General features: G+C 58.8%; 12 protein-coding genes, 1 pseudogene and 1 riboswitch. Of the genes and pseudogenes, 7 read left to right on the forward strand and 6 right to left on the reverse strand.

The window, feature by feature from the left end:
• Positions 1–265: 265 nt before the first annotated feature.
• From AACS18_RS19495 to AACS18_RS19515, 5 genes are all read left to right on the forward strand, one after another.
• The gene (locus AACS18_RS19495; protein WP_013723827.1) at positions 266–2,218 is read left to right on the forward strand and encodes a putative bifunctional diguanylate cyclase/phosphodiesterase; all 1,953 of its coding nucleotides are present in this window, start codon (positions 266–268) and stop codon (positions 2,216–2,218) included.
• Positions 2,219–2,361: 143 nt separating this feature from the next.
• Positions 2,362–3,927: an AbgT family transporter gene (locus AACS18_RS19500; protein WP_108611900.1), complete on the forward strand. Its 1,566-nt coding sequence runs from the start codon at positions 2,362–2,364 to the stop codon at positions 3,925–3,927.
• Between the two features lie 71 nt (positions 3,928–3,998).
• Complete coding sequence (gene nfsA / locus AACS18_RS19505) at positions 3,999–4,724, forward strand: oxygen-insensitive NADPH nitroreductase (protein WP_108611901.1); 726 nt, start codon at positions 3,999–4,001, stop codon at positions 4,722–4,724.
• Between the two features lie 191 nt (positions 4,725–4,915).
• Positions 4,916–5,680: a DNA repair protein gene (locus tag AACS18_RS19510; RefSeq protein WP_108611902.1), complete on the forward strand. Its 765-nt coding sequence runs from the start codon at positions 4,916–4,918 to the stop codon at positions 5,678–5,680.
• On the forward strand, positions 5,674–6,228 hold the full coding sequence (locus AACS18_RS19515) for a VOC family protein (RefSeq protein ID WP_181363223.1): 555 nt from the start codon (positions 5,674–5,676) through the stop codon (positions 6,226–6,228). Before AACS18_RS19510 ends, AACS18_RS19515 begins: the two co-directional genes overlap by 7 nt.
• A 259-nt stretch (positions 6,229–6,487) precedes the next feature.
• Here the strand turns inward: AACS18_RS19515 and AACS18_RS19520 are convergent.
• From AACS18_RS19520 to argA, 3 genes and pseudogenes are all read right to left on the reverse strand, one after another.
• Positions 6,488–6,886, reverse strand: a pseudogene (locus AACS18_RS19520) (IS4 family transposase); the annotation flags it as partial.
• 132 nt (positions 6,887–7,018) lie between these two features.
• Positions 7,019–8,371: a lysine-sensitive aspartokinase 3 gene (lysC, locus tag AACS18_RS19525; RefSeq protein ID WP_108611905.1), complete on the reverse strand. Its 1,353-nt coding sequence runs from the start codon at positions 8,369–8,371 to the stop codon at positions 7,019–7,021.
• A gap of 90 nt (positions 8,372–8,461) precedes the next feature.
• Positions 8,462–8,685, reverse strand: a riboswitch (Lysine riboswitch).
• A 107-nt stretch (positions 8,686–8,792) separates the two neighbouring features.
• The gene (gene argA, locus AACS18_RS19530; protein WP_005345063.1) at positions 8,793–10,121 is read right to left on the reverse strand and encodes an amino-acid N-acetyltransferase; all 1,329 of its coding nucleotides are present in this window, start codon (positions 10,119–10,121) and stop codon (positions 8,793–8,795) included.
• Positions 10,122–10,389: 268 nt separating this feature from the next.
• Here argA and msrA point away from each other — a divergent pair, with 268 nt between their 5' ends.
• The gene (gene msrA, locus AACS18_RS19535) at positions 10,390–11,022 is read left to right on the forward strand and encodes a peptide-methionine (S)-S-oxide reductase MsrA (RefSeq protein WP_108611906.1); all 633 of its coding nucleotides are present in this window, start codon (positions 10,390–10,392) and stop codon (positions 11,020–11,022) included.
• 261 nt (positions 11,023–11,283) lie between these two features.
• On the opposite strand, the gene AACS18_RS19540 is transcribed toward msrA, so the two are convergent.
• The 3 genes from AACS18_RS19540 to AACS18_RS19550 are packed head-to-tail and all read right to left on the reverse strand — an operon-like array spanning position 11,284 to position 12,533.
• Complete coding sequence (locus tag AACS18_RS19540) at positions 11,284–11,619, reverse strand: DUF3802 family protein (protein ID WP_005333735.1); 336 nt, start codon at positions 11,617–11,619, stop codon at positions 11,284–11,286.
• Between the two features lie 57 nt (positions 11,620–11,676).
• Positions 11,677–12,153, reverse strand: a complete 477-nt coding sequence (locus tag AACS18_RS19545) for a GNAT family N-acetyltransferase (RefSeq protein WP_108611907.1) — start codon at positions 12,151–12,153, stop codon at positions 11,677–11,679.
• Positions 12,150–12,533, reverse strand: a complete 384-nt coding sequence (locus AACS18_RS19550) for an MmcQ/YjbR family DNA-binding protein (RefSeq protein ID WP_108611908.1) — start codon at positions 12,531–12,533, stop codon at positions 12,150–12,152. The genes AACS18_RS19545 and AACS18_RS19550 overlap by 4 nt, the downstream gene beginning before the upstream one ends.
• A 118-nt stretch (positions 12,534–12,651) precedes the next feature.
• Between AACS18_RS19550 and AACS18_RS19555 the strand changes: the two genes are divergently transcribed.
• Positions 12,652–13,443, forward strand: coding sequence for an alpha/beta fold hydrolase (locus AACS18_RS19555; protein ID WP_108611909.1), 792 nt, complete (start codon positions 12,652–12,654; stop codon positions 13,441–13,443).
• Positions 13,444–13,577 lie beyond the last annotated feature (134 nt).

Genomic DNA, 13,577 nt, shown 5'->3' on the forward strand with positions numbered 1-13,577 from the left:
AAAATCGACTATATGATTTGCCTGGATTAACAGGGTCCTTGGCTGAGTCCTTTGTAGTATTGCCTTACAGGCTGCCCTGTTGTTGATATCTGAAATAGTTTTGTCCGCTCTTGGCTATGTGAAAAGGGATAATGGCCGAGAGGTATTTGCACCTTGCATTCTGCAGCTAGCGGTTTGCCAGATCTGTTTTCCGGTTAACCAGTGACCATCCAGCATGAATGACCTTGACCAGATGAATACGCTTGACGAACGGTTACTGAAGACGATGGATGTTCTGCATACTCCGATCTGGGTTTATGACATCGAGCATCACCATATTTTCTGGGCAAACAGCGCCGCGCTCTCCGTGTGGGAGGCGACGTCTCTCGACGAACTCTGCTCCCGCGACTTCTCTGCCGATATGGCAACCGCCATCGATCTGCTGCTGCAGCGCTATCTGGGTGATTTTCAGCAGGGGCGCAGTTACAACGAGTGGTGGACCCTCTCCCCAAAGGGGGTCAAGAAGCAGATCTATCTGCGCCTTTCCGGTATTCAACTGGCTGGCCGTCTGATGATGATGACCGAAGCGGTGCTCGACTCCGATACCCTCTATCAGGAGTCCTCGCTGGCAACCGGCGATACCCTTGCCTGCCTGTTCGATAGCCATGGTGTGTTCGAGAGTGGCAACTATCACTTCGAAATGTGTTTCGGCCACCAGATCGCCAAGCTCTCCCAGGTTTTCTCCGGCAATGATGACAGCTTCTACCAGAAGCTCTCCCGTCTCGATGAAGTGGTGACCGAGGGGGAGTGCCGTACCCTCAAGGGGATGCGCTGGTTCCAGTATCAGTTCCGCTATATCCAGCAGGGGGCCCGCATTCTGCTCACCATGCGGGATATTACCGATCGCAAGCTTGAGGAGCTGGAGCATCGCCACCTCGCCTGGCACGACTCCCTGACCGGCCTGCTCAATCGGTATGGCTTGATGAAATCCCTTGAGGCCTATTGCGGGCTGGGGGAGCGTTTCGCGTTGGTGTTCATGGATCTGGACAACTTCAAGCTGGTCAACGACAACTACGGCCACAAGGCGGGAGATCGCCTGCTGGAGCGGGTCGCCGGTCGCCTCAAACAGATCTGCCCGCGGGATGTGGAGCTGGCTCGCCTCGGTGGCGATGAATTCACAGCACTGGTGCCGCTGGGCAATCAGGGGGATCGGGCGCAAGAGGTGGCCGATCAGATGCTCTCCCAGATGACCAAGCCGCTGCAACTGAGCGGGCTGCCGGAGGTGACCATCGGCGGCAGTATCGGTATCGCCATCTATCCCGATGATGCGGATGACGGGGACAACCTCATCACCCGTGCCGACATGGCTATGTATCAGGCCAAGCAGATGGGGCGGCTGCGCTGGCAGCGTTTCACCCCCAGCATGCAACAGACCCTGCAGCGCAAGCTCAATCTCAAACAGTTTCTGGCCAAGGCCATCGGCCGTCAGGAGCTGAGCCTCTGTTACCAGCCGCAGGTCGATGCCGCCAAACGGCGTCTGATCGGTTACGAGGCACTGCTGCGCTGGTACAACCCGGTGCTCGGCCATGTCTCGCCGGTGGAATTTATCCCGCTGGCCGAAGAGATGGGGCTGATCCGCGAGATCGGCAGCTGGGTGCTCTCCACCGCGCTGGCACAGGTCGCCAGCTGGCAGAAGCGCTTCCATCAGCGAGTGCCGGTCTCCGTCAACCTCTCCGGTTTCCAGCTCTCGTCGGCGCTGCCCGGGCAAGTTCGCCAGCAGCTGGAGCTGCACGGGGTGGATGCCTCCCTGTTGACGCTGGAGCTGACCGAAACCGTACTGATGCTCGATATGAAGGGGTGCCTCGGCATTCTCGACGATTTGAGCGAACAGGGGATCAAGATTGCCATCGATGATTTCGGTACCGGCTACTCCTCGCTGGCCTATCTCAACCGGTTGCCGATCAACAACATCAAGCTGGATCGCTCCTTCGTGGTCGGCCTCAACTTGCCGGTGATCCGGGCGACTGCGGCCATGGCCACCAATCTGGGATTGGGGATCATGGCGGAAGGGGTAGAGGAGCCTCACGAGCTGGCCGCCCTGCAGACCCAGGGGTGCCATGTGTTCCAGGGATATCTGTTCAGCAAGCCGCTGACTGTGGCGCAAGTTGAGGCGAGCGGTTTCGTGGTGGAGTGCCAGGTTGGGCGTTATCCACTGCTAGATGCCGTGATGGCAGAGTAACAAGTGTGCGTTAGGCCACAACTTGGGATTTTATTCCGCAATATTTAATCAAAATTAATCATTCTTTTGCGATTGGTCATGAGACGGATTGACTGGAATTGCTAGCATGCGACCTCGTTTCTAGGGAAAGGAGTATCGCAATAATGAGTCATGCTGCTGTCAATGACCGTCCGGCCAGCCCTCCCAAGGGTTGGCTGAACCGTTTCCTCAATGGCGTCGAGAAAGCCGGGAACAAATTACCCGACCCCGCCATGCTGTTCCTCTACGCTTTGCTGATCGTCTGGGTCGGCTCCTGGGTGTTGTCACAATTCCAGTTTGATCTGGTCAACCCCCGTACCGGGGAGGCGGTAGTGGTCAACAACCTGCTGACCGGTGCCGGTCTGGCCGAGTTTCTCTCTACCATGGTGACCACCTTTACCGGCTTTGCCCCGCTCGGGATCGTGTTGGTAGCCATGCTCGGGGTCGGGGTGGCCGAGCAGTCCGGTTTTATCAATACCGGTCTGAAAAAGTTGCTGAAAGTGACGCCTGCCCGTTTTCTCACTCCCATGCTGATCCTGGTAGCGATCGTCAGCCACACCGCCGCAGATGCGGGTTATGTGCTGGTGATCCCCATCGGTGGCATCATCTTCCACGCTGCCGGACGCCATCCGCTGGCGGGGATCGCCGCTGCCTTTGCCGGCGTTTCCGGCGGTTTTGCCGCCAACTTCCTGCCCTCCGGCGGGGATGCGCTGCTGCAGGGTTTTACCCAGTCCGCCGCTCAGTTGCTCGATCCTGACTACATGGTCAACACCCTGTGCAACATCATCTTTACCGGTGCCTCTTCGTTGCTGATCATCTGCGTCGGCTGGTTCATCACCGAAAAGGTGGTGGAGCCGCGCCTCAAGCACGTGGCGCTCAACGAGGATCTGGAGAGTGCCGACGAGATGGGGCGCTACAGCGCGCAAGAGAGCCAGGCCTTCAACTGGGCCGGGTTTGCCATGCTGGCGGCTATCGTGCTGCTGGCGCTGGCGCTCTCCCCGAGCGATTCACCGCTGCGTGCTGCCGATGGCTCCCTGACCACCTTTGCCGCGCCGGTGATGAAGTCCATAGTGCCGCTCATCTTCCTGCTCTTTATCCTGCCCGGAATTGTCTACGGCTTTGTCGCAGGCAGCTTCAAGAGTGGCAAGGATGTGATCGATGCCATGTCGGCCACCATGAACAAGATGGGCTCCTACATGGTGATGGCCTTCTTCTGCGCGCTCTTTATCAAGGCGTTTGGCGACTCCAACCTGGGCACCCTGCTGGCCCTCTCCGGTGCCGAAGTGCTCCATGCGCTGGCGTTGCCCGGTGAGGTGACTATCGTCGGGATGATCCTGCTCACCGCCAGCGTCAATCTGGTAGTCGGCTCGGCCTCCGCCAAGTGGGCGCTGATCAGCCCGATCCTGGTACCCATGTTGATGGCGGTGGGGATCTCCCCCGAGCTGACCCAGGCGGCCTATCGGGTCGGGGATTCTGCTTCCAATATCATTACCCCGCTGATGGTCTTCTTCCCGCTGGTGGTGGTCTATTGCCAGCAGTATGTGAAGAGCACCGGGATCGGTACCTTGGTCTCCATGATGCTGCCCTACTCACTGGCCTTCCTGGTGAGCTGGACGATTTTCCTGCTGCTCTACTGGGCGCTCGGCTTCCCGCTCGGGTTGCAAGCTCCTTACGTCTATCCGGCCCCTTAAGCTGGGTGTGCGAGGGAGCCTTGGGCTCCCTCGTTTTTTTCGCTATGGTGTTACCTCATTTTGGAGGTGCCATGAATCAGACCATCGATCTTATCCTTTCCCATCGCTCCATTCGTCAGTTCACTGCCGAGCCGATCGCCCCGCAGCAGCTGGATGTCATTCTCGCCGCCGCCCAGTCCGCCTCGACCTCTAGCTTTTTGCAGGTGACCAGTATTGTGCGAGTCAGCGAACCCGAGGCGCGTCAGCAGCTGGCCATGCTGGCGGGCAATCAACCCTATGTGGTGCAGGCGGCCGAGTTTCTGGTGTTCTGCGCCGATTACCACCGCCACACCCAGATCGTGCCCGAGGCCCAGACCGGCTATGCGGAGCAGTTGCTGATCGGTGCCATCGACGGCGCCCTGATGGCGCAAAACGCCCTGCTGGCGGCCCAGTCGCTGGGGATGGGCGGGGTCTATATCGGCGGCATTCGCAACCATCCGGCCGAGGTGAGCGAGCTGCTCGGCTTACCCCATCAGGTGATCCCGCTGTTTGGCCTCTGCCTTGGTCATCCTGCCCAGCAGCCGGAGCAGAAACCCCGTCTGCCCAGGGGATTGGTGGTGCATCAGGAGCGCTACCAGCACGAGCTGGATCACGACCTGCTGGCCCGGTACGATCAGCAGATCGCGGACTACTATCAGGCCCGCAGCAGCAACAACAAGCAGCAGACCTGGAGCGGCCAGATCCGCGCCATTCTGGGCAAGGAGTCCCGCCCTTTCATGCTGGGATTCCTGCAATCGCGGGGCTTTAACCTCAAGTAATGGCGCTGATGGGCGATACTATGGGGAGGTGACCGTCATGGTCATCATCCCCTGATCCTGCAATCTCTCCCTGAGACCGGGGGCACAGCTTGGTGACAAATCGTGGGCAAGGGGGGATCTGCAGGCTACCTTAAGTGGGTAAGCTGTTGTAGGATCACGCAATTGGATAGGAACAGGGGTTTGGACATCCTATGATTTTAACTTTGGTATTGCTGTCTATCGGCGCACTCCTGTTTTTGGTTATCGCCTATAACGTGGTGCAGCAATATAAGCAGAAGGCAGAGGCGGACAAGCGTCACGCCGTTGCCAGACACAAGACGGTGGCCGACGAGACCGAAGAGGTGCTGCTGAACGTCAATCTGGTGCCTTTCTCCAAGAACATGGTGTTGCTGTTGCAGCACCGGATCCTCGATGCCTATCGCGCCATCGCCCAGGTGATGCCGAACAATCAGATCAAGCAACGCATCGTCGATGTGCAGGCCCAGATCAAGAATGTGCAGGAGAACTACAGCGTGCAGGATGAGGGGCATTTCAAGACCCCGGAGTCCGATCGTCAGGCGATCCAGATGCTGCAGCTGGTCAAGAAGATGCGGGCCGTGCTGCGGGTCGAGCACAACAAGGGCAAGATTGACCCTCAGGGGTTTGCCCAGGAAGAGCGCCGCCTCGAGCTGATGCAGCTCAAGATCAACATCTCCAATCTGGTCAAGCGGGCGATGGATGCCCGCATTCAGGGCCAATATGGCACTTGCCGCCAGCTCTATACCAAGGGGCTCTCTGCCATGGCGAGCGTGGGCGACAAGGATCCCTATTTGCTGGCCCGTGAAGAAGATATGCGTCAGGGGCTCAAGGAGCTTGAAGAGCTGCAGCAGCAAAACAGCGCGCAGGATCTGCAAAATATCAAGGACAAGGAAGCTGACGAGCTCGATGTCCTGTTTCAACCCAAGAAGAAATGGTAAGCATGTCCCACCCACTCGATTCCACACTGGGGCCAATGGCCCCATTTGTTTCTCAGCTGCTGGCCGAACTGACCGCCACTGGCGTCATAATTTCACAGCCAACGGTCGATCACCTCTGTTATCGGGCGGCTACCCTGCAGGAGTACCGCGCGCTATGTGCTGTGCTGGCTGAGGCGGGCTCCTTGCTGGTGGAGGGTATGATTGGCGGACGTCCCATCGCCACCTATCAGTTGCATCAGCCGCTGTTGGCTGGTGAGGTACAGGTACCCTGTATCGAGCTGGCTGCACCGAAACCGGGTCGCGTCCATCAGGCGGGGCTGGAACATATCGAGCTGGTGGTTACTTCACTGCAAGATCTGGTAGCGCGCTATCCCGAGCAGCCATTCAAAACTGGCAACATGCAGGATATCCGCAACCCCGATATTGGCCTGATGTTGCCCTCCGGACAGATCAAGTTTCATCTGCGCTCGCTGGTTGAGGTGATCGCCGAAGAGGTGGCGACCGGTGCTGTGGTCGCGGTGCCTGCGGATTATTTCGATCAGGAGTGATCCTGCGCACAATGCCGAGCGGGCCTGACAGGCTCTTGAATAACGCAGCAAAAGGGGTCACCGGTGTGACTAATACCAGTCAGTTAAGCCTGAAAGGTATTATTTTTATTTGCTTTTTTCACACTATGCCTCTGTGGCCTGGCCTTCACATCGCGGGTAACTTTGCTCCCTTCGTTCCGGTAACACAGATGCCTTGGGGATGGAGTTGGGGGATGCGCCGCTACCGTTGCAAACTGTGTCTGCGCACCAACACCATCCTATCCATGACCGCTTGAACAAGCAGGTGGCTGGTGAGCTCCATCTGGCAGAGCATGCGCACCTGCGGATAAGCAGTCTCGCCATGCTGGATGCCGGGATTGGCAAACGCAGCGGCATAGTCTGGGGTATCGGGCATCCGCCACATAACACCATCGGCGACGATCAGTTTGGGTGATAGGCATGTTGGTGCCAGAGCTAGGCGGTCTCGTGACTCTTGTCCCCGAGCTTCTGGTGGGCTTGCTGGAAGGCGCTGGGTTCAACAACGGGACGGTCACTGGGTAGCGACGCCCTCTTCGCCGAGCAGAGCCATGATGAGCTCGGGGAAAATGAGGTCAGAGAGTGACTCAAACTGGGCGGTATTGTTGGCGTGGAGGAAGTCGAGAGCCTGGTCGATACGCATAAAAAATCCGAAACCAAGCCAACTGGTTTCGAATTTTTACACATCAAGAGGATCGGTCAATTGATCCTTAACTAATCGGCATTAACCTTGTGCGTGCCCTGTTGCATGGCCGGAATTGCCTCACAGTGAGGATCAGTCCAGCAGCTCCTGATGGAGGCGGTTGACGATATTGCCCGCCTCGCTCTCCTTGACCAGGAAGCAGAGGTTGTGGGCGCTGGCGCCGTAGCAGATCATCCGGATGTTGTGCTCGCGCAGGGCGTCAAAGACCTGACTGCCCACCCCGTTCACTTCGCTCATTCGGTTGCCGATGAGCGCCACCAGTGCCAGACCGGTTTCCACCTCCACCTTGCAGAGCTGCCCCAGCTCGGCCAGTACCTTGTCGCTCATGATCGGTTCGCCGTTGCTCTGGCTGCCGGTGTGATCCAGCGTCAATGACACGCTCACTTCCGAGGTAGTGATGAGGTCGACTGAGATGCGGTGACGGGCCAGAATGCCGAACACTTCGGCCAGAAAGCCGTAGGCGTGGAACATGTTGAGGCTGTGCAGGGTCACCAGCACCTGCTGGCGGCGCAGGGCGACGGCGCGAAACAGCGGGCTTGAATCTGTGCTGGCGCGGATCCAGGTACCACCGGCGGCAGGATCCTTGGCGGAGCCGACAAACACCGGAATATTCTGGCGCACCGCCGGTTGCAATGTGGCGGGGTGCAGCACCTTGGCGCCGAAGGTGGCCATCTCGGCCGCCTCGACAAAGCTGATTTCGGGAATGGGGCGGGCGCGGGTGACGAGGCGCGGATCCGTGGTGTAGATGCCGGGCACATCGGTCCAGATCTCGATACTGGCGGCATCGAGCGCTTCGGCGAGCAGGGCCGCGCTGTAGTCAGAGCCGCCGCGCCCCAGCGTGGTGGTGCGGCCATCGCCATCGGCACCGATAAAGCCCTGGGTGATGATAAGGCTGTCGCCAAGCTGCGGGCCCAGCGTCTGCTGGCAGAGGGTACGGGTGGTGGCCAGATCGACGGTGGCCTTGCCAAAGCGGCTGTCGGTGCGTATCAGCTGGCGCACATCCTGCCAGTGGGCCTTGACGCCGCGCTGGCGCAGCAGTTCGGTAAAGAGGCGGGTAGACATCAATTCGCCGCAGGCGATGAGGCGATCGGCCAGCTCCGCATCGGTATGCTGGTGGGCTTGCTGGGCCATGAGGCGAATTTCGTCCAGCTGGCCATGAATGAGGGTGCTCACATCAACGGGGTCGCCGAGATCGGCCAGAATGGCCTGCTGGATCCCGGCCAGTTTGGCCAGCTGCTCGTCGCGGCCCGCTTCGTCCAGCTCCCCTTGTGCCAGGGCGACCAGTAGGTTGGTGACACCGGCGCTGGCACTCAGTACCACCACCCGGGTGGCGGGATTGGCCAGCACGATGTCGGCGCAGTGATTCATGGCCGGGAAGTTGGCGACACTGGTTCCGCCAAACTTGGCGACATTGATCGGGCTCATTGCTTACTCCTGTCTTATTTTAAGATTCCGGTTCCATCGGGCAAAAAAGAGAGGAGGAGGCTGAAAATGGCAGGAATGAACGAAGCTATCCCGGCCAGAAGCACTCCACCTGCAGAGCCCATCCCGTACCGCCCCTGACAGGGCGCGGTGGGGGATGATCACTACCGATGACAACCCGGGGGATTCAGCCCCCGCAGCCGACGTTGAGGTCACCAGTCTCCTCACTCGTCTCGGCGCTGCTCCCCCTGACCCAAGTTCACCGGACGCTGGCGTCCTCCCTTGGGCTGCCTGGGCAGCGCTCCTCTTCTGGCTCCACCAGGGCGGTGGAGTGCATTTAGAAATACCCTGCGTTGGATTGCACTGTCAATCGAGTTTGTGAAAAAGTTCAAATTGTCAGCTAACTCAACGCAGGATCAATGACTTAGGCAATGGTCTTTGACAAAACCTTGGAACGGCGCTGCCAGTTGTAGAGACGCTGGCGCGCCACCGGCAGATCTTCCACTTCCAGCGGATCGAAGCCCCGCTCCCGGAACCAGTGGATGGAGCGGGTAGTGAGCACGAACAGGCGGCGAATGCCGAGCCGTTTGGCCCGTTCGGCCACCTTGGCCACCAGCTGATCCCCACGGTTGGAGTTGCGATAGTCGGGGTGGATGGCGACGCAGGCCATCTCCGCCATCGCCTCTTCCATAAAGCAGTAGAGGGCCGCGCAGCCGATGATGAGACCATCGCGCTCGATGATGGTGAACTTGTCGATCTCCATCTCCAGCTGCTCGCGGGAGCGGCGCACCAGAATCCCTTCCTCCTCCAGCGGGCGAATGAGATCGAGAATGCCGCCGATGTCCTCGATGGTGGCGGCGCGGGCCTGCTCGGCACTTTCCCGCACTATCTGGGTGCCGAGGCCATCACGACTGAACAGCTCCTGCAGCATGGCGCCATCATCCTGATAGCTCACCAGATGGGAGCGGGGCACGCCGCCACGGCAGGAGGCAATGGCCGCACGTAGGTAGCGGGCGGTGCCAGACATCTCTTCGCCCGCCTGCTCCAGCTCCACCAGCAGCTCTTCGGCCTGCTCGGGGAAGAGCTCGGAGATGGCTTCTCCGCGCCTGTCCATTACCCCCTGGGTGCTGCTAAAGCAGATGAGCTTGTCCGCCTTGAGGTCGACCGCTACCCGGCGGGCCACCTCTTCGGAGCTGAGGTTAAAGCTCTCGCCGGTGACCGAACAGCCGATGGGGGAGATAAGCACCAGACTCTTCTGATCGAGCTGGCGGGTGATCCCCTCCACGTCGATGCGGCGCACCCGGCCGCTGTGGCAAAAGTCGATGCCATCATCCACCCCCAGCGGCTGGGCGGTGACGAAGTTGCCGCTCACCACGCTGATCCGCGCCCCCTGCATGGGGGTGTTGGCGAGCCCCATGGAGAGCTGGGCGGTGATGTCGTATTGCAGGCCGCCACACACCTGTTTGATGATGGTGAAACTCTCGTCATCGGTGACCCGGATCCGCTTGTGGTACTGGGCCTCGATACCGGCGCGGGCCAGCGCCTCATCGTTTTGCGGACGTGAACCAAACACCAGCACCAGGCGTATGCCCAGTGTCTGCAGCAGAGCGATATCGCTGACGATATTGGCGAAGTTGGGGTGGCAGATGGCTTCTCCCCCCATCATCAGCACAAAGGTGGCACCCCGATGCACATTGACATAGGGGGTGGATTGCCGGAAGGCATTGACCAGACTGGGTTCGCGTTCACGCACTTGATGTTTCTTCCATAAAAAAACAGCGATTGGCTCAATATATGAAAATTAATTCACAAATCAAGACTAAATATTGATTTTGACCGTTTCTGGTCTACGAGGGGCGGCTTGGCCGTGCGGATTGGGAACAGGTGGCAGGAAGCGTAGATGGCCGCCGGGGCGAGCGGGGAGGGGCCCGCCGGTTGATCCGGCGCGATAAACTGTTATCTTCGATGCTCCTTTTCGTCAGCTGTGTGATTTCACAGGGTTTTATACAAGGACAGAATTCATGGAACAGATTATTTCACCGGCAGATGCCCTGCCGGGACGACGCGAAGCGATGGTGATTGGTCAGCAGCATGCGGTGAATGGCAACCCGACCCAGGGTCCCTGGCCTGAGAACATGGAGATCGCCTGGTTTGGCATGGGCTGTTTCTGGGGCGTCGAGCGCCTGTTCTGGCAGCAGCCGGGCGTCTACTCCACCGCGGCCGGATATCAGGGCGGCGTCACCCAGAATCCCACCTACAAAGAGGTGTGCAGCGGGCTGACCGGACATGCCGAAACGGTGCAGGTGGTGTTTGATCCGGCGGTGATCAGCTATGGCGATCTGCTCAGACTGTTCTGGGAGCAGCACGATCCGGCGCAGGGGATGCGTCAGGGCGGGGACATCGGCACCCAGTATCGCTCGGTGATCTTCTATGGCGACGAGCGCCAGCAGATCATTGCCCAGCAGAGCATGGCGGCCTATCAGCAGGCGATGGCGGCAAGCGGCGACAGCCGTGCCATTACCACCCGCATTCTGCCGCTGGCGCCCTTCTATTACGCAGAGGATTACCATCAGCAATATCTGGAGAAAAATCCGGATGGCTACTGCGGATTAGGTGGTATTGGAGTCTGTTTGCCGCCCAGCCTGAACCGCTGAACAGGTTTGTAGTCGATTTCTTAATAAAAGTGAAAATAAATGGCCGGAGGAGGGAACTTATTGCGACCAGTCGGGACTAACTAGGTAGCGTCCAGGGATCGGATGCAAAGTCCAGACACATTTCTTGCCTTGATAACCGCCTGATGAATGAACGCACTGGCGGGTTGAAAATGATAGCAAGCAGGGCTGCCCACCAAGGCGGCCCTTTTCCTTATCTGCTGCTTTGAAATCTTGCGTTGGGCGAGAGGGCCTGACGGCAGATCAGCCGATGGCGCTGTCGAACAGGTTCTTGATGAGATCGATAAACTCGATGAGGAAGGTTTTCTGTTCCGGGGTCGGGGCGCGCAGCCAGACGGCAGAGAGCACCTCTTCAAGGTCGGCGACCACGGCATCGGCCTCCTGCATGATGGCGAAACGCACCTTGGGATCGAGCTGGGGGTTTTGCTCGCAAATGGCCATCAGGTTGCTGGCAACACGGCCACTGACCAGATCTTCGATGGTCTCTTCACCATCGTTCTGCTGCTGGGATTCAAACAATCCCAAACTCTCCACCAGATACTCGATCAGCGAGATATAGCCTTCACTTTCTACCACCATGGTTGCTGCCTCAATACAGTAACAATACGAAAATTAAGCGTATTTTAGTGGCTTGCCCTAGCTTGGCAAGCAGCAGTGCAGGCGATGGCGAGTAAAACTGACTCCGCCCCGCTCCACGCACTCCAGCCCGGTCAACGTAAAGCCATGTCGTAAAAATAGCTCATAACTGAAGGCGCTGGCCTCGGTGGTGATGAGGGTCATACCGAGCCCTCGGGCCCCCGCGAGCGCCGTGGTGAGCAGCAGATTGCCCAGTCCCTGGCGCTGATGGTCGGCGCTCACATAGAGCAGACTGAGGTGGCCATCAGCACTCAGAGTGACAAAACCGAGGGGAACATTGCCAAGCTCCGCCACCCAGCCGTGGTGTTCGCGCAGCTGGCTGACAAAGCCGGGATGTTGTGAACCGAGGGCCCATTGCTCTACCTGCTCGGCGCTGTAGTGCTCGGGGCCGCTGCGTCGCACCGCCTGCTCAAACAGGGTCACGAGGGCGGGGATATGTGCCTCGCCAAGGGGGACAATACGCAGTGCTGGGGTCATAAGGTTGGGTCGTCAGTGGGGGAGAGGGGGCGCGGCGCCTGTGGTCGTTTGGCTTTGGGCAGACCCGCGACAACCCGCTCATAGGAGTGGTGCACCCAGCCTTGCAACAGATCATCTGGCAAGGTGCTGTTAAGGGTCACTGTGTTCCAGTGTTGCTTGTTCATATGCCAACCCGGTTTGACCTCGGGGTGGATCTCGCGCAGCAGCAACGCCAGCTCAGGCTCGCACTTGAGGTTGATGGTGAGCGGCTCGGCCTGCCAATCCACCAGCGCGAACATCTTGCCCGCGATGCGGTAGACCAGGATCTCCGGGCCAAACGGGGTATCTTCGGTGGCGCCCGGCAGGGTCAGCAGAAAGTGGCGCAAACGGGTCAAATCCATGGAAAGTTCTCGCGCAAGGGGTGATCCGGGTCATGTCAGGCGCATATCTATCGGCGGGCCTGTTCTGTTAATATGCGCGCAGCCGAGTATACCCCCCATCACCAAGGGAGCCTATTGGATGTTGTATCACAAGACTTTCGAACTGGGTCCCGAGCGGGATTGGGTGGTGTTTGTCCACGGCGCCGGTGGCAGCTCCTCCATCTGGTTCAAGCAGCTGCGCGCCTATCGCGAGCACTTCAATGTGCTGCTGCTGGACTTGCGCGGCCACGGCCAGTCCCACCAGCTGCAACAGGTGGTCAAGGGCCACTACAGCTTTCGGGAAGTGACCGAAGATATCGTTCGGCTGCTCGATCATCTCGATATCCGCCGCGCCCACTTTGTCGGCATCTCCCTTGGCACCATCCTTATTCGCCATCTGGCCGAGCTCTGCCCGGAGCGGGTCAAAAGCATGGTACTGGGGGGCGCTATCCTGCGGCTCGATATCCGCTCGCGGGTGCTGGTGCAACTGGGCCGACTCGGCCAGCACTTCCTGCCCTATATGTGGCTCTACCGGCTGTTTGCCTTCATTATCATGCCGCGCCAGCACCATCAGGAGTCGCGCAACCTCTTTGTGCGCGAGGCCCGCAAGCTCTGCCAGAAAGAGTTCAAACGCTGGTTCCGCCTCGCCACCGAGGTTAACCCGCTGATGCGTTACTTCCGCGAACGCTCCCTCCCTATTCCCACCCTCTATGTGATGGGGGAGGAGGATCATATGTTTCTGGCGCCGGTACGCGAACAGGTGGCCCGCGATGCCAGCTCTTCGCTGGCGGTCATTGAACAGTGCGGCCATGTCTGCAATGTGGAGCAGCCGGAGCAGTTTAATCGCCGTACCTTGGCGTTTATTCAATCGCTAGCGAACGGTAGGAAATAATTTTTTGCTCAGCTTTAGGATAGATAGCGTAAAAATATATCCAAGGCCGTATGTATCAAATTATTAAATGCTACAGTAATGATTTCTTTTCATACTGAGACTAGTTCAGTATGAATATATTAAATGTATGTGTG

Source organism: Aeromonas sp. HMWF015, assembly GCF_963878965.1.
GTDB lineage: Bacteria > Pseudomonadota > Gammaproteobacteria > Enterobacterales > Aeromonadaceae > Aeromonas > Aeromonas veronii.